Origin of the sequence: Novosphingobium resinovorum (assembly GCF_036352595.1) — a bacterium.
Lineage (GTDB): Bacteria > Pseudomonadota > Alphaproteobacteria > Sphingomonadales > Sphingomonadaceae > Novosphingobium > Novosphingobium resinovorum_B.
This window is the reverse complement of record NZ_JAZFAX010000003.1, coordinates 255,046-276,185: the sequence shown is the minus strand read 5'-3', so window position 1 is coordinate 276,185 and position 21,140 is coordinate 255,046. Positions and strand designations below refer to the sequence as shown.

The following is a 21,140-nucleotide window of genomic DNA, read 5'->3' as shown; positions in this document are numbered from 1 at the left end:
TGAGCAAGCAGCAGCTCGTTCTTCTCGGCCTCGGTCAGAACATGAAGCGGCGGTGGCGGCATCCGTAGGGTGAATCAGCCAATCGACCTCCGCGCAACACTTTTCTGCCAACCCCGTGAGCAATTACGGCTGCTCTGCCTCATGCCGCATGTCACCCCATATCTTATCACTTCAGCCCAACGATGTTAGTTAAAATCTGTGGTTGCAACCCTATCTGAACCACAGTATATTAATATTAATCAATAATTTATTTATATGACTTGCACCATGTCTCCCCGACCAAAAATTCCGCCATTTCCAGTTCCCTCGGTGATTGCCGTTTACAGGCGGTTTACAGATGCCAGTTTGTTCTCAGACGCTGCGGCCGGCGTTGAGATGCTTGGCGATGGCCCCGGCGACGCGTGCCTGATCGACGGATCGGATACGAATCGATGCCACGTCCTTCGTGTTCCAACCCACAATGTCGGCGATCTCCTGATCGGTCAGACCGGCGATCATGCAGCGGGTCGCGAAGGTCCCAGTCAGGTCGTGCAGGTTCGACCTCGCTGGGCAAGCTGCACAAGGCAGGGCGGTTCGCCGATGCTGCCGGCCAGTTCGGGCGCTGAATCTACAATGGCGGCAAACCGATGACCGGGCTCAAGAACCGCCGGGCTGACGAGCGGCAGCTTTACGAGAACGGGGCTTTGGCCGTTGCCAAGCAGCCTGTACCGGCCGCGAAGTTGGGCTCGTTGGCGCGCGGCACCGCCGTCACCGTGATCGAGGATGCCGGCGGCTGGGTCCGCTTCAAGTGTCAGGGCAAAGATGCCTGGTTGAATGACCAGTTCCTGACCGCCGCATGAGCAGCATCCCTCATCTGCGCATCATCGTTGCCGCGTCCTTCGCCGCTATCCTCCCTACTGCCGTAACGAACAAACCGACATTAAACATTGTCTCACATTCCCTTCGATGGTGTCAGTCCTGACGGACAGTCACGAATTGTCTGTTGTTTCAACGCGCTGATACTGACCAGCTTCCACTTCAGCTGATTCTTGACCATCGACCGCGCCCTCTCGTTCCACCCGCAGGCCTTCATCACGGCACAGCGCATATGCATCTCGTGGCCCGGTTCGAGCACCTCAGCGCGCACCTCGGCCTCAGCGTTGATACAGCGATGAAGGCCCCACCTTCGGTCCGGTAGATCTCCATTCACATCTCATCGCCGCGCTGCATCGCGTACTCGGTCTTTGCGATCAGCGCGCCGGTGAACTTGATCGTCGGGCCGCGCCGCTGCCTGATGCTCTTCTGCTGCATTTCCACGTTGGAGGTCACTTCCTTCGTCTCGTGCCTAAGCGGCAGTGCAGTCCGGTGTGCGCAAGAACTTCTGACCGTGAGCGGCGGGGCCGGGCCACTGGTCCGCCCCCGACCTGGCAGGACGAAAAAATGCGGCTCCGGAGTCTCCCCCGGAGCCGTTCGTGTTTGGTCGGAAAAGTAGCGCGTCGAGGCTACTTCACCACGACGCGAACCCGGCCGAGGTTCATGATCCGCCCATACGGGCTTCCGGCTTCCACTTCCCGCTGGGCCGTCACGCGCAGCCCCACGAAATAGGTCCCCGGCACCGCGAAAGCGTGAGTGACGCTCACTGCGGCGCTCCCGTCCTTGCGAAACTCCAGAACCGCTGTATCGCTGAAACTGCCCTTCCCTTCGAAATCCCACTCGCCGCCGACGATGCGGCCAGTACCTTTTGGAAGGCGGGCATCGGCGGTCAGGGTGACCGGCTTTCCGGCGGCGACCTCGGCGCGCAGGCCGCCATTGGCCCGCAGCGCGACTACCGGCTGAATGCCCAGCCGCGCCGCCGCCGTCGGCGGCACGATGACCTGTCCGTCCTTGATGGAATAGGCAGTGCTCGGCGCCGGTGCGATGCCCTTTTCCACCCAGGCGCTGACGTCGAGCAGCGCCTGCTGGAGCACGCCGGTGAAAGTCACCAGTTCGGCGCTGCCCTGACCGCCATGTTCGGCATGCTCGGTGAACCAGACCCGGAAGGCGTCGCCGGCCTTCGCGCCGAGGTGCTCGCCTACCTTGGTACGATACCAGTCCGCACCCCACGGCCATGCCGCAGTGTCCGAGAGATTTTCGACGAGAATGACTTTCGCGCCGATCCTGCCGGTGGGCACGGAGCCTGCCGCCCCCATGGCGAACTGGGGACCGAGCAGCTTGGGCCGCTGAGGCCCCAACGGTTTGCCGTCCGGGCCGCGATACTGGTTCCAGGTGTAGAAGTCCGGGGTCGGGACCTGATGCCGGTGATAAGTCTGCGCGGCCAGCCAGTTCGAGTTGTCGATCTGCACTTGGTCCCCGGTGGCAAGCTTGGCAAGAACAGTCGGATCGTTGCTCTGCAGGACGACGATCTTCCCATCGACGCGCTGCAGCCGAAGCAGCGCTCCCGCCGCTGCGCCGCTGTTGACCTTCAGGTCGGCCGCGCTGCCGAAGTCACGTTGCGGAACGGCGTCGAGTTCGACGGCGACCGGCAGTTCGCTGCCTCCCGGACCAAGGAGCGCCTGCCATGCAAGCTCCGCCGTGCCCCGCGCCTGACCCATCTGCGGTTTGAGCGTGATCCCGAGCCGGTTCGCATCGGCAGCCATGATGAGCCGCACGACTTTCGCCTTTTGCTGGATACGGGCGTCGCGCAAGGACTTGGGCGGATCGAACCCTTCATAGCCGGGCTTGGTCCAGAAGTCGGTGAAGTACGTCGGGTCGGCCGCAAGCATGCCCGGATAAAGCACCGGAAAGGCGCCGACGTAGCCGCGTGCGAGAGCGCGCAACTCGGGCAAGGGATAACCAAACTGCAGAATCTCCCGAAGCGCCGAGCGCTGCTCGGCGTCCAGCCCCTTGTACGGGTCCCCCGTTCCGCCGACGTCGAAAGCGTCGATGATGCCGGGCAGTTTGTCTCCCAGGACCCGATAGGCGTAGAGCGGCGCGGTGAAATTGTACGGCGTCGCCATCGCCGAGCCCATCACGAAGGGAACCGCCCCGTCCCAGACACCGGCCGTGTTCTCGATGCTGCCTACGGTCCGATAGGCGCCGCCGCTGCCGCCCCAGATATAGCCGTAAGGGCGCTTGCCCCCGTACATCCTGGCGGCGACGACGCGGGAGAACTGCGCCGCAGCTGCGTTGGCCCGGTAGGCCCCGATGGTCGGGTCGGTCGCGTAAGCGGGGCCCGAGTTGGCGCTGGCTCCGCCGCCGTTGGTCTCGATGTAATAGCCGCCATGGTTGACCGCGAAACCGATGTTGCCTCCGCCATCGCGCGTGTCCTTCTGCGCGAGGTTCTCGCTGTCCGGCACCGGAGTGACGTATTCGAAGAAGCGTCCTTCGTACTTTTCCTTGGGCGGGAGGTAGAAGGAAAAACGCATGTCGGTGCTGGTGAAGCCGCCATGCACGTAACGGTGCCGCACCGGTGCATCGCGCCATTCGTCGATGTCGACATAGGGTTTGGTGAAAAGGGGATCGGCGGCGGCTCCCGGCGGAACGGCTTCAGGCCAGGCGATCGCCTCTGGCACCGGAGATGCAGCTTCGCCCGGAATGGCACCGGCAGTCAAAAGCAGTCCGGTGACGATGCACATCGCCGTACCCAGACCGCATCGCGAACGAACTCTGGCTGAACGTCCCATTTTCTCTCCCCTGCCGTGTTTTTGTTTCGACCCTCGGATAGTGTAGGCGCCAAGGCGGGGCGCAAAGCTGAACTGCATCGTCCACGCGAATAAGCGGGTGCCCCCGCCCCTTGCATTTCTACTTGGGGGCCGTTCAGGCGCGGACGGCGATCTGATACTGCTCGATGTAATCCCGAAAATGGCCGCGAACGCCTTCCTGGCTCAGGCCGTACTCGGCCAGATCATACTTGTGAGAACCGTGCTTGCCCTTCGGGTTACGGGCGAGGTACGCCTCCATGGCCATGCGCGCGGCCGGTGTCAGGGGCTCGTCGAAGCGGCGATAGATGGACTCGATCGACGCGAGGGGATCGCGCACGAGGTCGCGGTATTGCACATCGAAGACCGCGTCAGCGCCGTGCCGCTCTCGGTAGTCGTTCACCCGTGCGATCATGAGGTCGAATGTGTCCATCAGGTTCTCGCCGATGGCCCTGAGGTCGACCTGGTCGCTGTACATGCGCCGCACTTCCTTGAGCAGGCTGCATGCCGAGCCAACGACCTCCACAGGATCGCGATGGGTCATGACGAACTGCGCGTCAGGAAATTCCGCCGTGAGCGCATCGAGGAACAGGGGATGCCACGGGTTCTTGAGCGTCCAGCGCCCCGGAGATTCCGCCTGAAGAAGCTGCAACAGGCGCTTCTCGTAGCGGAACGCGGGGCCGTAGTCGGCCTCGTGGAGGAACCAGCGATGATAGCTGGGGATGTCGGCCTGGGAATCGAATATCTGGGCGCAGAACGAGGCGGCCATCGCGAACTGGCATTCGGTCGGACTATCGGCATCCTCGTAGTGGATCGCGGCGATCTGCGGGGCGAATTGAAGGCCCTGCTGGGTTTTCACGTGACAGGCATCGAAACGGGGTCCGGCGTGCAGTTCATCGGGGCGCGGCGGAGGCACCGAGTCGAATGCCTCCCACCGCAGGAACGAACGACGGGCGGGATCCGCTTCGAGAAGGTTGATCGCCAGAGTCGTGCCGGTTCGCGGCAGCCCGAATACGAAGAGAGGCTTTTCGACCGGACGATCCAGAAGTTCGGGGTGACGAGCCAGCCAGTCCTCGACCCGCATCCTGTTGGCCATGGCCGACACCAGCGCGTCCACGGACCGCTTCATGCCCGTTTCGGTGAACCTGGCTTCCTGCTCGTAGGCTTTCAGGAGCACCGTCAGGCCATCCAGAATCGCAGGATCTCCAAACTCGTTCAACCCGGTCAGCTTACCCGCTGCCGCGACGATATCCTCAGCCCGCATCTCTCACCATCTTCCTGGTATGGGTGCCCATAGCACCGGCATTCCCTGGAGCATGCGGCCATTGAGCGTACTTTAGAAGAAATGTTCGCATCATCGTGGCGATATCGTTCAGCCGCACTCCCGAAAAGTATCCTGTATTGTAGCCTTGTCGATGCGATGAGCCCAAATCCATCGGCGATGGCAACGAGGAATTAAGGGCATGAACCGGCTTGGAATCGATTCACAAACGGTGTTCGGAATGCCTCCCGGGGACCACATCGATCTGGCGGCGCGGCTTGGCTGCGGGCACATCTCCATTGGCCTCGCCCCGGTCCCGTGGCGGCTGCCGCAATTCGCACCATGGTCGCTGCGCGATGAGCGATCCGCGCGGCTCGAGGTGGTGCAACGGGCCAATGACAAAGGAATAAGCCTGTCACTCGGTGAGGGATTTGCGATCCGGCCCGGCTCCTCCGTCGCCAGGCTCGACAAGGATCTCGACTTCATGGCTGAAATGGGTGTGATCGCAGTCGGTACGGTGGCCATCGAAACGGACCCGGCACGCGCCATGGATGAATTGGCGATACTGGCATCGATGACACACGATCGCGGTCTCGGCCTTTATCTCGAATTTGCGCCTCCTCACGCCTTTCCCGGCCTTCAGCACGCTTTGGGCGCACTGGACGCGCTTGGATCGCCGCACGCCAAGCTGATCATCGACGCCATGCACCTGTTTCGCTGCGGCAATAGCGCGGAACAAGTCGCGCAGCTTGACCCGCAGCTTCTGGGACGCGTGCAGATGTCCGATGCGGCGATGGTAGGCCCCGGCAAGCCCTATATGGAGGAGGCGTGCTTCGAGCGATCCCTTCCCGGCGAAGGGGAGCTCCCCCTGAAGGCCCTCGCGGCTGCCCTTCCCCCGCATGTCCCGGTCTGTCTCGAAGCGCCAAACCGGATCGAGGCGCCGGATATCGCCAGCCTTGAAGACTACGCCGGGCGGGCGATGCGGCAGGTCCGTGCCCTGTTCTGAAACACGCGCACTGGACCGCCGCGCGCGTTCTGTGCTTGAGATGCATCCATGAGCATCGCCGCCAAAACCCGTACCCCCCTGGAAGTCGCCGCGGAACGCCTTCGCGAAATTTCGCTCGCCAGTCCTGAGGGCACGCTTCTCGGGAGCGAAGAGGCGCTCATCGTCCAGCTCGGTTGTGCGCGCGCCACGGTGCGTCAGGTCGCCCGCCTGCTGGAGCGAGAAGGCCTGCTGCGCGTGCGGCGCGGCATGAACGGCGGGTACTTCAGCGCACGCCCGGACGCCGACACGATCGAAGCCACTGTCAGCGCGTATCTCGAGACGCTCGACATGGAACCCAGCGACGTGACCGTGCTTGCCTCGGCGCTGTGGGTTGAGGCGGTACGCAAGGCCGCAAGCCGCGATCCTCAGGCGATCGAGCCGACATGCAGCCGCCTGAAGGAGAAGATCGCGACGCTCAAGGATGAGGCCACCTTCGATGCGGTCAGGGTGCTCGAACGCGAGACGCAGGATGCGATCTTCGCGCTGGCGCAGAGCGAATACATCAAGCTCATCTTCGATATCAATTCCGCCTTCTCCCGTCGGCGGTTCGCAGAGCCGATCGAGGACAACGACAGCGCCGAGCATCGCGTGTTCGTGCGCGAGTGGCGGAACGCGAAACTGCTCGAACTTACCGCGATTGGCCTCGGTGACGGCGAACTTGCGGTACTCGGCGCCCAGCTGAGCCGCAAGATTTGGCATTCGCGCCTGAAGCGCCGCTTCGTCGCGCTAGCCGCTGATACGTCAGCGTCTAGCCGGCAACGCGGATGAAGCGCGACGGCGGGATGCAAATTAAGAACCCTTTATTCCGCCGCCGATCGATGATGCATCCAATGGGCGTAGCGGCGAATAGTAGATGAAATCTCGCCGTTCAGCCGCGCATATCGCTTGAGCGTTGTACAGACCCACTAAAAGAGGGTACTTTTAGTGGACGGCCGCTGTCCTCGCCCCATACTGATCTCCCAAAGAAGAATCGCGCGCCGTGACAAGCCTGGGCGCAAGGGAGAGGTTGCATATGACTGGAGAGCTAGTTTCCGCATCGGCCGAGTGGCGTCGCTACTGGCCGGTCGTGCTCGCCTCTTCGATCGGCTTCTCGTTCATGTCGTTCATGACCCCCGCCGCCGGGGTGTTCATGGACCCGCTGGCGCGCGACTTCGGATGGGACCGCACGCAGCTTTCGAGCGGCCTTGCCGCAGCTGCCCTGATTTCCATCGTGCTCTCGCCGTTCATCGGGGCATTGATCGACCGCAGCGGAGTGCGCCGCATCGCCTTGCCGGGCCTTGTGCTCACGACCGCGTCCATCTGCGCCTTCGCGCTGGCGTCGGGTTCGTTCGTGCAGTGGATCGTCTTGTGGCTGGTGTGGGGGGTGTTCGTCCTGTTCGTCCAGTCGACGCTGTGGTCCACTGCCGTGGCGGCCACTTTCACCAAGGGCCGCGGGCTGGCCCTTGGCATAACCATGTCGGGCACCGCGCTGGCGCAGGTCATCGCGCCGCCCCTCAGCAACTGGCTGATCACGCATTTCGGCTGGCGGGAAGCATTCGTAATTCTGGGACTGGGCTGGGGCGGCGTTGCCTTCGTCCTGTCCGTGCTGTTCCTCAGGGGGAGAAGCGCGGCCGCCACGCCCGGTGACCGCCGAGCCCGGAAACCGGCACCGGCCTCGGACGTGCCCGGCCTGACGATCGCGCAGGCGTGGCGCAGTGTCGCGCTCTGGAAGGTCGCCATCGCCACCTTCCTTATCCTGACCGCGACCATCGCCGTCGTGGTGCATCAGTTCCCCATTCTGGTCGAGGCCGGGGTCTCGCGCGAAAGTGCCGCCTGGCTCGTGAGCTTGTCCGGGATCGCCGGGGTTGCGGGCAAACTGATCACCGGAACCCTGGTCGATCGCTTTCATGCCCGCTGGATCGGCGGCCTGACCCTGGCGTCGACCGCTATCGCCTGACCCCTGCTCATGGACGGGGTCGCCACTCCCGCGCTGGTTGTCGTGGGTATGATGATCAGCGGCTATGCGGCCGGCACGAAGATGCAGCTGTGCAGCTACCTGACCGCGCGCTATGCAGGCCTTCGCCATTACGGTGCGATCTTCGGCGTGATGACGAGCATGATCGCGCTGGCATCGGCCATCGGTCCGCTTTCGGCCGGCGTGGCGCACGACGCCTTCGGCAGTTATTCCCCCCTTCTCCTTACCGGTGTCAGCATTTCGATCGTCAGTGGCCTGATCGTGCTCAGCCTCGGCGCTTATCCGGACTGGACACCTGCCCTGCGCGGCAATGACGAAGGCGCCCCAGAATGAGCGGCGTTCCGGGCCGGATCCAGAGGCCCGACCTTCCGCTGGCGGTCGTCATCGGCGCCGGCGGGATGGGCTCGGCCGTAGCAAGGCGCATGGCGCAGACCCACCGCGTGCTGCTGGCCGACATCGATGGTGAGGCAGCCCGCGAACAGGCCGATGCACTCGCCCGTGACGGCGCGGATGTCCATCCGCTCGCATGCGATGTCACAGACACCGACGCGGTCGCGGCGCTATCCTGCATGGCGGAGGGCCTGGGCGGGTTTCGCTCCCTTGTGCACGTTGCGGGCCTGTCGATTGCGGCCGACGATTTTGCGAGAATACTGGCGGTGAACCTGCGTGGACCAGCGCTGGTTGCTGCAGCGTTGCGGCCGCTCGCCCGGCCGGGTGCAAGCGCCATCCTCATCGCGTCGCTGGCCGCCCACAGCGTCCGTCCGTCACCAGCCTTGATCGAGGTCCTCGGAATGCCCGCCGCACCGGACCTTGCCGACCGCGTCGCCGGGGTACTGGGTGCTGAGAATGCCACGCCTGCGGCCGCCTACGCGCTCTCGAAGGTCGGCCTGCTCCAGATGGCACGGCGCGAGGCGGCGAACTGGGGCCGGGTCGGCGCGCGTATCGTGTCGCTGTCACCCGGCCTCATCGCGACGCCCATGGGCGCGCTTGCCTATGAGAAGAGCGCAGGCAAGCGGGCAATGTTCGCACAGACCCCGTTGTCGCGCGAAGGCGCCATGTCGGAAATCGCCGACGCCGTCGAATTCCTGGCTTCCGACCGCGCATCGTTCATCAGTGGGACCGATCTGCTCGTGGACGGTGGGCTTGCCGCCGCGCTCGGATATCCGCAGGGATAGCCGCTCTAAGCCACTCGTTTGCCGCATTTTCCGAGTCATCAGGTGATTCCACCTGATTAGAAAATGCTCTAGGCGCGATGCACGGCCGCATCGAGAAAGTCCGCGGCGGCCTCGTCGAGGACGAGACCCGGTCCGTTCACGCCAAGGCTTGCCCTCAGGAGGGCGACATCCTTGCGCAGGAGCGCTGCGCCGTGCTCGAAGGCCTCGGGACGCGGAAGTCGCGCATAGACCTCGAAGCCGAAGCTGCGGCCGCTGCTGCCCTTGATCAGCTCTGCCGCCGCCTTGCGGTCTATGCCGAGCGCCTCGGCTGCCGCGAGGGCGGCATGAGCCAGTCCCATGTTGGCCGCCATCAGCGAATTGTTCACGATCTTCGCGCGTTGCCCGGCTCCGGCAGCCCCGAGGTGCACCAGCAGCCCGGCGAATGCCTCGAAAACCGGCTTCGCCTGTGCGAAGGCTTCCTCCGTGCCGCCGCACATCACCGTCAGGGAGCCTGCCGCTGCCGCCCTGCCGCCGCCGCTGACAGGGGCATCGACAAATGCGATCCCGGCCGCTTCGCAGCGGCGCGCCAGGCGCTCGCAGCTTTCGGGCAGGATCGTGGAGTGGATCGCCAGCAGGCTGCCCGGCCGCATCGCAGGCAGCAATTGCTCGCAAATAGCGGCAACGCCGGCATCGTCGACCACGCAGATACCCACGTGATCGGCCCAGGCCGCAAGTTCCGGCAAAGATGCCGCCGCCAGAGCGCCTTGCGCCACGAACGGGGCGAGCGCCTCCGGCCGCCGCGCCCACACCGTCAGCGGGAAGCCTGCGGCGAGCATACGCTCGGCCATAGGCGCGCCCTGGCTGCCCAGCCCGATGAAGGCGGTCCGGATGGGCTGCGTGTTCATCATGCGTCCCACGGCAGACCTTCCCGGTGGTTCCTGATCATCGCCAGCACCGCGCCCTGGATCACGGAAGCCTTCGGCCACCCTGCATGGACGGCGTACTGCAGGACGAACTCCTGCAACTCGTGCGCGGTACAGTTGCCGCTCGAAAGCGCCGCGTAGAAGTGCGTCTTGATCGGCGTCGCCGCGCAGCTTTCGGAGACACCGACCAGCGTGATCCATCGCCGCGAGCGTTGGTCCAGTGCGCCGCGCTTCCACATTTCCCCGAACACGAAATTGTCGATGCCCGCCTCGAAATACGGGGTCATCGGCGGCGGTCCCGGAAAGCCCATGACCGTGTTGAATTCGTCTATGCCGTCCCGCACGCGAAAATCCGGATCCCAGGGCTCGGCCCTGATCGCGTCGTATTCGCTGACCTGCTGCCCCAGCGCCATCGTCACGCGGGTGATCGCCCTATCCAGTTCCACGCCGCGCGACCACCCGGCATAGACGGCGAGGTGCAACGCCGCCTCTCGCAGCTCCGGCTGGGTCAGTTCACGGGTAACCAGAGCGCCGCGAATGTAATCCTCGACAAGATCGGCCGGACCGTTGCTGCTGGCCGCGCTGGCGATCGAGATCAGGTAACGGGCGCGCATCTCGAGGCCCGGTCGCGCCCAGATTTCCGCGAAGATGAAATCGCGCCAGCTCGCCTCGGTCGGCGTGGCCGGAACCTCGTGTTTGCGCGCGGTGACGCGCAGCGCGACCTGCGCACCGCGCGCCGAACGTTCGTGGGGATCGAGCAAGGTCATTCTCGTCCCTTCAGCCCCGGATCGAATCGATGACGGCCTGGGTGATGCCCGGCTTGCCGGGATCGCCCGCCATGAATTCGGCATGCTTCTTCTCGATGAAGGCATCGGGGTTCGCGGCCACCTCGGCCAGCGTCGCCCAGACCTCCTCGTGGGTGGGCACGACGATCTTCCCGCCCTCCATCGCATCGGACAGGATCCGTGCCGTCTCGGGCTGCGACTTGACGAACAGATGGCTTCCCGGCGCCCGCATCGTGTAGCCTTCGCTGAAATGCTTCATCGCATCGGGCGAGGTCGTCATGACCGGGCCGGGACACAGGCAGCTCACGCGAATTCCGAACTGCATGAGATAGAGCGCGAGGTTCTGCGACATCGACAGCACCGCCGCCTTTGACGCCGCATAGTGAATTCGGCTCGCGGCGAACGGATAGAGCCCGGCGAAGCTGGCCGTATTGACGATGTGCCCCTCGCCACGTCCCATCATGCGCGGAACCACGATGGCATTGGCGCGCACCATGCCGAAGAGATTGACGTCGAACATGCGCTGCCACTCGGCAAGCGGGATGTCCTCGGGATTGCCACCCGAGAGTATCCCGGCATTGTTCATGTGGATGTCGAGGGGGCCGAGCGCGGCTTCTGCGGCATCGATGGCTTCCAGCACCGACGCCTCGTCGAGCACGTTGCAATGCAGCCCGGTGCTCTCGGCGCCCAGCGCGCGCACAAGTTCGGCGGTCTCTTCGGCCCCGTCCCTCGATATGTCGGCAACCGCGACGCGGGCGCCGCGGCGGGCCCATTCGAGGGCGATCTGGCGACCGATGTTCTGCCCGGCGCCGATGATCAGCGCCGTCTTGCCTTCGAATGTGGACATCTTCCCGTTCCTCTCCCGTTATTGTTCGCGACCGGCGCTCAGATCCCGGCCGCGTAAAGCAGGTCCGAAGCCGCCTCGATGCCCGCCCGAAACTCGGCCTCTGCGGTATCTGCGGTGTAGTCCGCAAGCACGACCTCAAGGTCGAACACGCCCTCGTAACCGGCTTCCAGGACGTCGTTCATCATGCGGCCGAGCGGCAGGTCGCCCTGCCCGACATGCAAGCGCCCGTCCGGTCCGGAGATGGCGATGTCGCCGATCTGGACAAGCGCGATGTGCGGCATGGCGCGCTTCAGGGTCTGGACAAGGCCTCGCTCCATCCAGTTGTTGCTGAAGTCGGAGACGATCCCGAGCCCGGTTCGCTCGGCGATGTCCACTGCGTCGGCAAGGCGCGTGCAGAACGAAACACTGGTCCGCAAGCTGGGTTCGAAGGCAGCGATCACGCCGTTTGCGCGGGCATGCTCGACGGTCGGCGCGACGGCCTGCGCGAACAGCGCCACATCCTCGTCCCAGTCGCAGCGCACCGTCCGGCCGCTGGTGAAATAGATCGAATGGCCGCCATGCGCCGCGACCAGGTCGATCATCGCCTTGTGCGTTTCGCGCGTCGCATCCCACGTCTCGGGCGCGGCGAGCTGGAAACCTGCGGTGATGAGCGTGCTGATGCGGATACCGGCATCGTCGAGAGCACCAAGGTGGCGCTCCGGATCATCCGCGATCTTGTTCATCAGCAGGCCCGCGTGCGTGACGCCCACGTCCTTCCACAGTGCCAGTTCGCGCTCGAACGGCCACCGTAGTACCGCGACGTGAAGCCGCGCGAACCCGAAAGGCTGCGTGCCTCGTAATACCGCTTGTCGAAAGCGTTCGTCACGAAGACCTGGAGATCGACGGGGGCGTCGAACGGCTTCTCCCAGTTCACGTTGAAGTTGACCAGGTCATAGCTTGGCGCGACTTGCGTGTCGTAATTGGGATCCGAGGGGGCGAATACGCTGTAGACCCGGTTCGGCAAGGACGCATCGGCGCCGTAGAAAACCGAGCCAGTGTAGACATACGTAGCACCGAGGCTGACCTGGCCCACCGAGTCGGGCAACGGAAGCGTGTAGTTGGCCGTGACCGACAGCTTGTGGTTCGGCGTGAACTGCAGGCGCTTGCCCTCGATCGGAGTGCTTGCCACGAGGTTGTAGCCACCGACCGGCTGCGTCGAGAGATCCGGCGCAATGAACTCGAGCAGCTTCGTGTTGAGATAGGCGTAGCTGGCCTGAAGCGTGAGGCCCTCGAACGGAGAGATCGACGCTTCCGCTTCGAGCCCCCAGATCCGCGCCTTGCCGGCGTTGACCACGGCCGGGCCAGAGGGCAGGTTCGGCGCGATACCGTTGGTATCGACGAACGAGACCTGCAGCTGCATGTCCTGGAAGTCGTTGTAGAACCCGGAAAGATTGAAACTGCCCGGCATCGCCCCGTGCCAACTGGTCTTGATTCCGCCTTCATAGACATCGACGCGTTCGGGCTCGTAAGTCTTGAAACCTACTGCCGCCAGCGGGCTGACCGATCCCTGCCGGTATCCTCTGGCATACTTCGCGTAGACCATGATGTCCGGCATGATCTTGTAGTTCAGCCCGATCATCCATGTCGGCGCCTTCGAGTTCTGGCTATAGCGCTCGAGGCACGTCGCGGGTGAGCCGCCGTACGTGAGGGCGGGATTGGTGCACGTGAACGTCGGGGTGTTCCAGCCCGTCGCCGCGGCATAGGACGCCACCATGTTGGTGGAACTGCCCGTCGTCTTGTCCCATGTGTAGCGGATGCCGGCATCGAGCGTCAGCGCGGAGGTCAACTTGTAGCTGCCCTGCGCATAAGCGGCCATGTTGCGGAACGCCACGCGGCCGACATTGAAGTTTCTGCTGCCCGTGGCGGTCGCCGCGCCGGTGACGGCCGAGGCATCGGTGCAGGCAAATTCCGCCCACTCCGCTTCACTGTCGCACAAGGCCCCGTTCATGCTCTGGGAGCCTGCCCAGCCGAGCGGCAGGCTGCGCTCATAGTAGAGGCCGGCTTGCCAGGTCAGGTTGCTGCCGAAGTTGGTGCCCTGGAACTGCAGTTCCTGCGTGAACGTCTCCTGCTGTCCGCTGTGAAGGCCCGGCGGGCTGATCGATGTATCGCTGCCCCAGCCCTTCCCGACATACTGGCTGGGCACGTTGACGGTCCTGAAATAGGGCGCGGTGCTGCTCGGAACCCGCAGCGTGTTGCCGAGCGGAACCCATACGCCGAACAGGTCGATCGCCTGGTCCTGGATGATCTGGCCGTAGCTGTTGATGTTCTTGATCGTGAGGTTGTCGCTGACCTGCCACTTCAGCGAATTCACGATCTGCCAGGTCTCCAGCTTCTGGTATACCCATGGCAGGGCGTTCGTCACCGTGAGGTCGCCGGCATCACGCTCGCGCTGGATTTGCTGGCAACTGTACCCGTTGGGACCGTTGGTGGCGACGCCGGCGGCACTGCTGGCATAACAGTCGGTCGTCTTCGAGGCAGCGCCGTTGGTCTTCGAGCGTGTATAGGAAATGACCGTGTAGTTCTCCACGTTGTCCGAAAGATCGGCAACCGCGCTCACCCGCGTGGCGACATAGCCCACGTCCGCGAAATCGCGAGGGCCGACACCCGAGATGTTGCGCAGATAGCCATCGCGCTCCTGGGTATCGACGCCGAAACGCATTCGGAAGCTCTCGCCGACGGGCAGGTTGAGCACTGCCTGCACGCGCTTCATATCGTAGTTGCCGGCGGATGCCTCGACATATCCCTCGAAGTCGTAGGTCGGGCGATTGGGGACGAGGACAACCGCGCCGCCGGTCGTATTGCGACCGAATAGGGTTCCCTGCGGCCCCTTGAGAACCTGGACGCTTTGCAGGTCGAACAGATGGCCCGGGCCCGCACCGTCGCCCGAGGCGCTCAAAGGCGAGGAACGCGGCACGACCGCATCCGCGAAATAGACGCCAACCGAGGTCGTGGTGCGCGCCTCCTGGGTGAAACCGCGGATGGCAAAGGAGGCAAAGTCGGCCCCATACCGCGAGTTTGCCGTCAGCGACGGCGTGTAGGTCGCGAGATCCTTGGCGGAGAACACGTTCTGGCGATCAAGCGCCTTCTGGTTGAACACCGTCATCGAGATCGGCACGTCCTGGAGGCGTTCCTCGACGCGGCGCGCGGTGACGATGATGTCGCCCGCAGAAGGAGACCTCCACGTACGAGTTCCTGGTCACGCATTCGGGCACGTTCTGGTATCATTCGCATTCGGGGATGCAGGAAGCCGAGGGGCTGTTCGGTCCCATCGCCATCGACCCGGCCGCACCGGACCCGATCGGCCATGAGCGCGAGCATGTTCTGGTCCTGAGCGACTGGAGCCCGATCCACCCACACGAACAGATGCGCCGCCTCAAGATGGATGCAAGCAGGGGAGTAATAGGCGGACGGCCCTGAACGGACCGGACGGACGAAACCGGGGCCGGTCGTTCAGGCCGGATCCGCGTCGGGTTGCCGGGCGGGATGCGCTCTTGCGAATTCGGGCAGTTCGCGGGCGACCGCTCCTGCCGCGACGAGTGCGGGATATGGCGAAAGATCGACGCCGAAACGCTCGGCGGAGTACAGTTGAGGCACGAGATAGCAATCGGCAAGGCCGGGCGTATCGCCATAGGCAAACCCCTCGCCATGCGCGGCGACGAGCGTTTCGAGCGCTGCGAAACCATCGCAGATCCAGCGCCCGATCCATGCGTTCACTTGCGACTGTCCGGCGTCAAATTCCTGCCGCAGAACCTGCAGCACGCGCAGGTTATTGAGCGGATGAATATCGCAGGCGATGAGTGCCGCCATGGATCGCACGAGCGCACGCTGCGTCGGAGCCGCAGGCAACAGTGCGGGTGTCGGCCGGATTTCGTCCAGCAATTCGATGATCGCAAGGCTTTGGGTCAGGACGGTTCCGTCCGCCTCAAGCGCCGGAACCAGTCCCTGCGGTGCCAGATCGCGATAACCGGCTTCGCACTGTGCACCTATGCGCAGATCATGTGTGACCTGCGCATAGGGCAGTCCCTTGAGTTCCAGCGCGATCCGGACGCGGTAGGCCGCGCTGGAACGCCAGTACCCATGCAGCAGCAATTCGGTCACCGCGCCGGCTCGATGATCGCACGGCATTGCCCAAAGCCGATCGGAACGTATCCCTCGGCCCGGGCGGTAGCCTTCAGAACAACTTCGTCGCCATCTTCCAGGAAGGTCCGTTCCTCTCCTGTCGGCAGCGAGATCTTCGTCCTGCCGCCTTCGGTCATTTCCATCAGGCTGCCGTAGCCATCGCTGCCTGACGAAGAAAGCGTCCCGGTACCCAGGAGATCGCCCGCCGACAGGTTGCAGCCGTTCGACGCATGATGGGCGACGATCTGCTGCGCCGTCCAGTACATGCTGGTGGCAGGGCCGACGGACAGTCTTTGCGCGGCCATGCCTGCCGCACGCATCACTGCGCTGGACAAGAAGACTTCAAGATCGAGACCGAGCGCGCCGTGAGACTGATCCGCCTCGTCCCACAGATGGGGAAGCGGCTGCGGGTCGCCCTCTGGACGGGGCGGCTGGGCGAGCCGGAAAGGCGCCATCGCTTCTGCGGTTATGACCCATGGCGAAATCGTCGAATGGAAGCTCTTCGACAGGAATGGTCCCAGCGGCACATATTCCCACGCCTGGAAGTCGCGGGCGGACCAGTCGTTCAAAAGGCAGAAGCCGGCTATCCGCGACGCGGCATCGCCAATCGGAACGGGCTCGCCGAGTTCGTTGCCCCCGCCGATCCAGATGCCAAGCTCAAGTTCGTAGTCCAGCCGCATGCTCGGGCCGAACAGGGGGAAATCGCCATCGGGAGCCTTGCGCTGTCCCGATGGACGTCGCACCGCGACACCCGAGGCGCGGACCGAAGAGGCACGTCCGTGATACCCGATGGGCACGTACTTGTAGTTCGGCAGAAGGGGGTTGTCGGGGCGGAACAGCTTGCCGATGTTGGTGGCGTGATGAATGCCGACGTAGAAATCGGTGTAATCGCCAATCTGCGCGGGCAAATGCATTTCGCAACCCTGCGCGGAGTGCAGATGCGGCTCGATGGCGACCTGGCGCCCACGGTCGCAAAGCAGCGCGCTTACGGCGCGGCGCAGCAGGACACTCTCGGCCGGTGAACCCGCCAGCAGCGCATTGAGGGTCGTGCTTCGCACCGCTTCGTGATTGACCGGCAGAAGATCGGAGATAGCAGCCAGATCGAGGATGAGATCGCCGATTGCGACACCGATGCGGCGCCCTCTCCCAGCGTTGGAAAACACGCCGTACGGAAGGTTCTGGACGGGAAAGTCGACATGACCTTCCGCGCTCGCGACCCAGCTCACAAGGGCGGGATCGTGAGTCTCGTCAATTGCAGCAAAAGTCACGGCCGCCGATCTCCTGTCTCATCTTCCGCGGGAATTTGGGCCTTCTGGAAGCCGGCCCAGCAATCGTCGTAGTCGAGTTGGCAGGCGGGGGTCTCGATCGCGAAACGGGTCGTACGAAGCACGAACCGGCTCTCGAACATGAAGGCCATCGTGTTGTCGATCTTGTGGGGCGCGAGCGGGGCACGCACGGCGCCTTCATAGCTGGCCTTGTCGGGACCGTGCCCGGACATGCAGTTGTGCAAGGATGCCCCGCCGGGCGCGAAGCCGCCCGCCTTGGCATCGTAGGAACCATCGACCAGCCCCATGAACTCGCTCATGACGTTCCGGTGGAACCACGGCGGGCGGAACGTATCTTCGGCCACCATCCAGCGCGGCGGGAAGATCACGAAATCACAGTTCGCCGTACCTGCCGTGTCGGTGGAGGAAGTCAGGACCGTGAAGATCGAAGGGTCGGGATGATCGAAACTCACCGTGTTGATCGTATTGAAGCGCCGCAGGTCGTAGCGGCATGGAGCGAGGTTGCCGTGCCAGGCGACGACATCGAAGGGAGAATGCGATTGCGTGGTCGACCAAAGGCCCCCGCAGAACTTCTGCACGATCTCGTACGGCTCATCGTCGTCCTCGAAGGCCGCCACCGGCGTCTCGAAATCGCGTGGGTTAGCCAAGCCGTTGGAGCCGATCGGGCCGAGATCCGGAATACGGAACAAGGCGCCGTAGTTCTCGCATACGTAACCGCGCGCCGCATCGTCCATAAGCTCGACGCGAAAGCGCAGTCCGCGTGGAATGACCGCGATCTGCTGCGGCGCGACGGTCATCCACCCCATCTCTGTGGTGATCTTCAGCGCTCCATGCTGCGGTACGATCAGCATTTCGCCGTCGGCGCTGTAGAAGGCGCGGCGCCCCATGGAGATGTTGGCGGTGTAAAGGTGGATCCCGAGCCCCGTCGCGGCCGACGGATCGCCCGCCCCGCAGATCGTCACAAGGCCATCGATGAAGTCGGTGGGCTCCACCGGGACCGGCAGCGGGTTCCATCGCAGCCTGTTGGGAGACGGCGGCACTTCGTCGAATGGCCCGGTCCTGAGCAGCGGCGCGCTGCTGCAAGGCCGATAAGGTGGATGATTGGCGGCAGGACGCAACCGGTAAAGCCAACTGCGCCTGTTCTCCGCACGCGGAACGGTAAACGCCGTGCCCGAAAGTTGCTCCGCATATAAGCCGAAAGGGACGCGCTGCGGCGAATTGCGCCCCACGGGAAGGGCCCCTGCCACGGCCTCGCAGGCGAAATGATTGCCGAATCCGGCCATCATCTGCCCTCCAAGGCAATTCCCGCTCGCAGCACGATCGCTTTCGACCGGACCGTGTATTGTCATTTTTTCTCTCCCGTTTGACGTAGGCCATCAGGCCTTCGCAGTGTTTGCACCGCAACGGATCTGGTCTCGTTCTATCGAATCGTAGAGCACTTGGAAGTTCCCGTCTCGGAATCCTTGCGCTGGATGATCTTGCATAAAATCGGCTCGAACGTGTTTTCACCGACGATCCGGCGCCTGGACGCAGACTCTTCCTGTGCCTGGACCGCCAGCGGAGTAGCGAGAATGCGAGGTCCGGTTTCAGGAATCTGCGCCCTTCGTGCCGGCATGCTTCGATGCCCTCACCGTCCGCCCGTCCAGCAGAACGTCGAATTGGCGCGGTTCGATCAGGGCTGCGCTCCAGCGGCCGGGAATAGGCACCTGCCTCCACAATCCCGGCCCGACGAACAGCAGCGCGTTGCCGGCCACGAGCAGTACGACCAGCACCGCGCACAATGCCCATTCGCCCATGCTCGCCTGGCTCGGCGGATGAGCATGAACAATCGCGTAGAGTTTGGCTCCGACCAGCCAGGCCCCTGACAGGATGCCCGCGCCGAGCGCCCGCAGGCCGATCTGCGCTGCGAACATTTCATGCCATCTGACCATCGACGTCCTCCTTCGGGAGGCACACCAGTTACGCAGGGTCGCGTAGCAATTCGAGAGCGAGGAGCGCCCGGCTGCATTGAGATTTCCTAATTCGGGCGCCCGCGAACGCGACCAGTCGAGCAAATCATATGCAATTCCTATGCGATCGCGCCGAACCCCATATGGAGATCAAATGCGCTTCCATGGCATTGATCCGCATCAACGCCGCGCGGCCACGACAGGACGATTCTTGAGCACGCCAGACACAGCTTCCGAGGGCCATGGCCACCATGGCGGACATGGAAAACTGCACACTCTCGCCCTCGGTGCCCTTGGCGTCGTGTTCGGTGACATCGGTACCTCACCGCTTTATGCGTTGAAGGAAAGCTTCGTCGGCCATCACCCGTTGCTGGTCGACGCGCCGCGCATCTTCGGCGTGCTTTCGCTCATCTTCTGGACGATGACGCTGATCGTCACCGCCAAGTACGTCTTCATCATCATGCGCGCGGACAACGAAGGCGAAGGCGGCAGCATGGCGCTTCTCGCGCTCATCGGCCGCACCCTCGGCGAGAACCGCTGGACGCCGGCCATCGCCATGCTGGGTGTGATGGCCGCCGCGCTGTTCTACGGCGATGCCATCATCACACCTGCCATGTCCGTGCTTTCGGCGGTGGAAGGCCTGACTATCGTGGAAAGCTCGCTGGGCGAATTCGTCGTGCCGATCGCGGTGGTCATCCTCTTCGGCCTGTTCCTGATCCAGAAGCACGGAACGGAGAAAGTCGGCGCGTTCTTCGGCCCGGTCATGGTGGTCTACTTCCTGGTGCTGGCGGTGCTTGGCCTCGTCAACCTCGTGGAGCATCCCGAGATCGTCGGCATCGTCAATCCCATGTGGGCCTATCGCTTCTTCGCGATCGATCCGACCCTTGCCTTCCTCGCGCTCGGCTCGATCGTCCTGGCCGTCACCGGCGCCGAGGCGCTTTATGCCGACATGGGGCATTTCGGCCGCAAGGCGATCAGCGTGGCATGGCTCTATGCGGCCTTCCCATGCCTCATGCTCAACTACATGGGCCAGGGCGCGCTGCTGCTGGAGAACCCTGCGGCAGCAACGAACCCGTTCTTCCTGCTGGCGCCGGAATGGGCGCGCCTGCCGCTGGTGATCCTGGCGACCCTCGCCACCATCATCGCCAGCCAGGCGGTGATCTCCGGCGCCTTCTCGGTCACCCGCCAGGCCGTCCAGCTCGGCTTCCTTCCCCGGCTGCGCATCCTGCACACGAGCGCGTCGGCAGAGGGCCAGATCTACGTGCCGATCGTGAACTGGACGCTGCTGATCTTCGTCATCCTGCTGGTCGTGACGTTCCATAGCTCCAGCAACCTCGCCGCCGCCTATGGCATCGCCGTGACCGGGACCATGGTGATCACCGCCTGCATGATGGGCGTCCTCACCTTCTCGGTCTGGCGCTGGAACCCGATTGCCGCAGGTCTCGTGACCGGGCTGTTCTTCGTCATCGACGGAGCCTACTTCCTTTCGAACGCGACGAAGATACCCGACGGAGGCTGGTTCCCGCTGCTCGTCGCCGCCGCCGTGTTCCTGCTGCTCACCACCTGGTCGAAGGGCCGCCGCATCATGCGCCACTACCTTGCCGTGGGCGCGATGGAACTCGGGCTCTTCATCCGCTCCACCGCAGGATCGGTGAAGCGGATTCCTGGCACGGCCATCTTCCTCTCGTCGACCATCGACGGCGTGCCCCCCGCCCTGCTCCACAACGTGAAGCACAACAAGGTGCTGCACGAACGGGTCATCATCCTCACCGTCGTCACCGAGGACGTGCCCCAGCTCCTCGCCCACGATCGCATCGAGGTCACCGATGAGGGCGCCGGGTTCTACCGGATGCGCCTGCGCCACGGGTTCATGGAGGAAGTGGACATCCCGCAGACGCTGAAGACCGTGACGACCTGCGGCGCGCCCATCGGCACGATGGACACGAGCTACTTCCTGAGCCGCCAGACCCTGATCGCCTCGGAGAAACCGGGCATGGCTATCTGGCGCGAAAGGCTGTTCGCGTGGATGATCCGCAACGCCGCGACGCCGATGGAATTCTTCAACCTGCCGACGAACCGCGTCGTCGAACTGGGATCACAAGTCGAGATCTGATCCAGTCAC

General features: G+C 63.9%; 19 protein-coding genes and 1 pseudogene. 8 read left to right on the top strand and 12 right to left on the bottom strand.

Going from position 1 to position 21,140, the window contains the following annotated elements:
• Positions 1-351 precede the first annotated feature (351 nt).
• Positions 352-498, bottom strand: a complete 147-nt coding sequence (locus tag V2S85_RS05440) for a hypothetical protein (RefSeq protein ID WP_330701851.1) — start codon at positions 496-498, stop codon at positions 352-354.
• A 128-nt stretch (positions 499-626) separates the two neighbouring features.
• Here V2S85_RS05440 and V2S85_RS05435 point away from each other — a divergent pair, with 128 nt between their 5' ends.
• Positions 627-839, top strand: coding sequence for a hypothetical protein (locus V2S85_RS05435; RefSeq protein WP_330701850.1), 213 nt, complete (start codon positions 627-629; stop codon positions 837-839).
• A gap of 642 nt (positions 840-1,481) precedes the next feature.
• Here the strand turns inward: V2S85_RS05435 and V2S85_RS05430 are convergent.
• Both V2S85_RS05430 and V2S85_RS05425 read right to left on the bottom strand, forming a co-directional pair.
• Positions 1,482-3,641 (bottom strand): PKD domain-containing protein, encoded by a 2,160-nt coding sequence (locus tag V2S85_RS05430; protein ID WP_330701849.1) that lies wholly within the window; start codon positions 3,639-3,641, stop codon positions 1,482-1,484.
• 133 nt (positions 3,642-3,774) lie between these two features.
• Entirely contained in the window at positions 3,775-4,920 is a 1,146-nt protein-coding gene (locus V2S85_RS05425; RefSeq protein ID WP_330701848.1) for a sulfotransferase, read from the bottom strand.
• Between the two features lie 199 nt (positions 4,921-5,119).
• On the opposite strand from V2S85_RS05425, the gene V2S85_RS05420 reads away from it, so the two are divergent.
• The 5 genes from V2S85_RS05420 to V2S85_RS05400 all read left to right on the top strand — a co-directional run bounded on the left by V2S85_RS05420 (position 5,120) and on the right by V2S85_RS05400 (position 9,091).
• On the top strand, positions 5,120-5,923 hold the full coding sequence (locus V2S85_RS05420) for a sugar phosphate isomerase/epimerase family protein (protein ID WP_330701847.1): 804 nt from the start codon (positions 5,120-5,122) through the stop codon (positions 5,921-5,923).
• 48 nt (positions 5,924-5,971) lie between these two features.
• A complete protein-coding gene (locus tag V2S85_RS05415; protein WP_330701846.1) occupies positions 5,972-6,730 on the top strand; it encodes a hypothetical protein in 759 nt (252 codons plus the stop codon).
• Between the two features lie 244 nt (positions 6,731-6,974).
• The gene (locus V2S85_RS05410) at positions 6,975-7,898 is read left to right on the top strand and encodes an MFS transporter (RefSeq protein WP_330701845.1); all 924 of its coding nucleotides are present in this window, start codon (positions 6,975-6,977) and stop codon (positions 7,896-7,898) included.
• 9 nt (positions 7,899-7,907) lie between these two features.
• Positions 7,908-8,249: a hypothetical protein gene (locus V2S85_RS05405; RefSeq protein WP_330701844.1), complete on the top strand. Its 342-nt coding sequence runs from the start codon at positions 7,908-7,910 to the stop codon at positions 8,247-8,249.
• Positions 8,246-9,091 (top strand): SDR family oxidoreductase, encoded by an 846-nt coding sequence (locus V2S85_RS05400; RefSeq protein WP_330701843.1) that lies wholly within the window; start codon positions 8,246-8,248, stop codon positions 9,089-9,091. The genes V2S85_RS05405 and V2S85_RS05400 overlap by 4 nt, the downstream gene beginning before the upstream one ends.
• A gap of 68 nt (positions 9,092-9,159) precedes the next feature.
• Here the strand turns inward: V2S85_RS05400 and V2S85_RS05395 are convergent, their stop codons facing one another.
• From V2S85_RS05395 to V2S85_RS05375, 5 genes are read right to left on the bottom strand one after another with little or no spacing between them, the layout of a single operon-like run.
• On the bottom strand, positions 9,160-9,975 hold the full coding sequence (locus V2S85_RS05395; RefSeq protein WP_330701842.1) for an NAD(P)-dependent oxidoreductase: 816 nt from the start codon (positions 9,973-9,975) through the stop codon (positions 9,160-9,162).
• On the bottom strand, positions 9,975-10,760 hold the full coding sequence (locus V2S85_RS05390) for a carboxymuconolactone decarboxylase family protein (protein ID WP_330701841.1): 786 nt from the start codon (positions 10,758-10,760) through the stop codon (positions 9,975-9,977). The genes V2S85_RS05395 and V2S85_RS05390 overlap by 1 nt, the downstream gene beginning before the upstream one ends.
• Positions 10,761-10,770: 10 nt before the next feature.
• Positions 10,771-11,625 (bottom strand): SDR family oxidoreductase, encoded by an 855-nt coding sequence (locus V2S85_RS05385; protein ID WP_330701840.1) that lies wholly within the window; start codon positions 11,623-11,625, stop codon positions 10,771-10,773.
• A gap of 38 nt (positions 11,626-11,663) precedes the next feature.
• On the bottom strand, positions 11,664-12,374 hold the full coding sequence (locus V2S85_RS05380) for a sugar phosphate isomerase/epimerase family protein (RefSeq protein WP_330701839.1): 711 nt from the start codon (positions 12,372-12,374) through the stop codon (positions 11,664-11,666).
• Positions 12,347-14,779: a TonB-dependent receptor gene (locus tag V2S85_RS05375; RefSeq protein ID WP_330701838.1), complete on the bottom strand. Its 2,433-nt coding sequence runs from the start codon at positions 14,777-14,779 to the stop codon at positions 12,347-12,349. The genes V2S85_RS05380 and V2S85_RS05375 overlap by 28 nt, the downstream gene beginning before the upstream one ends.
• 56 nt (positions 14,780-14,835) lie before the next feature.
• Between V2S85_RS05375 and V2S85_RS05370 the strand changes: the two are divergent.
• Positions 14,836-15,042 (top strand): annotated as a pseudogene (locus V2S85_RS05370) (multicopper oxidase domain-containing protein); the annotation flags it as partial.
• Positions 15,043-15,114: 72 nt separating this feature from the next.
• Here V2S85_RS05370 and maiA read toward each other — a convergent pair.
• From maiA to V2S85_RS05350, 4 genes are all read right to left on the bottom strand, one after another.
• Positions 15,115-15,762 carry a maleylacetoacetate isomerase gene (gene maiA, locus V2S85_RS05365; protein WP_330701837.1) on the bottom strand — a complete coding sequence of 216 codons (648 nt, stop codon included), beginning with the start codon at positions 15,760-15,762 and terminating at the stop codon, positions 15,115-15,117.
• Positions 15,759-17,051, bottom strand: coding sequence for a fumarylacetoacetase (fahA, locus tag V2S85_RS05360; RefSeq protein WP_330701836.1), 1,293 nt, complete (start codon positions 17,049-17,051; stop codon positions 15,759-15,761). The genes maiA and fahA overlap by 4 nt, the downstream gene beginning before the upstream one ends.
• Positions 17,048-18,352: a homogentisate 1,2-dioxygenase gene (gene hmgA / locus V2S85_RS05355; protein WP_330701856.1), complete on the bottom strand. Its 1,305-nt coding sequence runs from the start codon at positions 18,350-18,352 to the stop codon at positions 17,048-17,050. Before hmgA ends, fahA begins: the two co-directional genes overlap by 4 nt.
• Positions 18,353-18,655: 303 nt before the next feature.
• Positions 18,656-18,982 carry a hypothetical protein gene (locus V2S85_RS05350; RefSeq protein ID WP_330701835.1) on the bottom strand — a complete coding sequence of 109 codons (327 nt, stop codon included), beginning with the start codon at positions 18,980-18,982 and terminating at the stop codon, positions 18,656-18,658.
• Positions 18,983-19,172: 190 nt separating this feature from the next.
• Between V2S85_RS05350 and V2S85_RS05345 the strand changes: the two genes are divergently transcribed.
• Entirely contained in the window at positions 19,173-21,131 is a 1,959-nt protein-coding gene (locus V2S85_RS05345; protein ID WP_419198163.1) for a potassium transporter Kup, read from the top strand.
• The last annotated feature ends 9 nt before the right edge of the window (positions 21,132-21,140 follow it).

Coding starts and splice junctions, on each gene's coding strand:
- V2S85_RS05440 (WP_330701851.1), bottom strand. CDS start 498: ATGATCGCCGGTCTGACCGATCAGGAGATCGCCGACATTGTGGGTTGG.
- V2S85_RS05435 (WP_330701850.1), top strand. CDS start 627: ATGACCGGGCTCAAGAACCGCCGGGCTGACGAGCGGCAGCTTTACGAG.
- V2S85_RS05430 (WP_330701849.1), bottom strand. CDS start 3,641: ATGGGACGTTCAGCCAGAGTTCGTTCGCGATGCGGTCTGGGTACGGCG.
- V2S85_RS05425 (WP_330701848.1), bottom strand. CDS start 4,920: ATGCGGGCTGAGGATATCGTCGCGGCAGCGGGTAAGCTGACCGGGTTG.
- V2S85_RS05420 (WP_330701847.1), top strand. CDS start 5,120: ATGAACCGGCTTGGAATCGATTCACAAACGGTGTTCGGAATGCCTCCC.
- V2S85_RS05415 (WP_330701846.1), top strand. CDS start 5,972: ATGAGCATCGCCGCCAAAACCCGTACCCCCCTGGAAGTCGCCGCGGAA.
- V2S85_RS05410 (WP_330701845.1), top strand. CDS start 6,975: ATGACTGGAGAGCTAGTTTCCGCATCGGCCGAGTGGCGTCGCTACTGG.
- V2S85_RS05405 (WP_330701844.1), top strand. CDS start 7,908: ATGGACGGGGTCGCCACTCCCGCGCTGGTTGTCGTGGGTATGATGATC.
- V2S85_RS05400 (WP_330701843.1), top strand. CDS start 8,246: ATGAGCGGCGTTCCGGGCCGGATCCAGAGGCCCGACCTTCCGCTGGCG.
- V2S85_RS05395 (WP_330701842.1), bottom strand. CDS start 9,975: ATGAACACGCAGCCCATCCGGACCGCCTTCATCGGGCTGGGCAGCCAG.
- V2S85_RS05390 (WP_330701841.1), bottom strand. CDS start 10,760: ATGACCTTGCTCGATCCCCACGAACGTTCGGCGCGCGGTGCGCAGGTC.
- V2S85_RS05385 (WP_330701840.1), bottom strand. CDS start 11,625: ATGTCCACATTCGAAGGCAAGACGGCGCTGATCATCGGCGCCGGGCAG.
- hmgA (WP_330701856.1), bottom strand. CDS start 18,352: ATGGCCGGATTCGGCAATCATTTCGCCTGCGAGGCCGTGGCAGGGGCC.
- V2S85_RS05350 (WP_330701835.1), bottom strand. CDS start 18,982: ATGTTCGCAGCGCAGATCGGCCTGCGGGCGCTCGGCGCGGGCATCCTG.
- V2S85_RS05345 (WP_419198163.1), top strand. CDS start 19,173: ATGCGCTTCCATGGCATTGATCCGCATCAACGCCGCGCGGCCACGACA.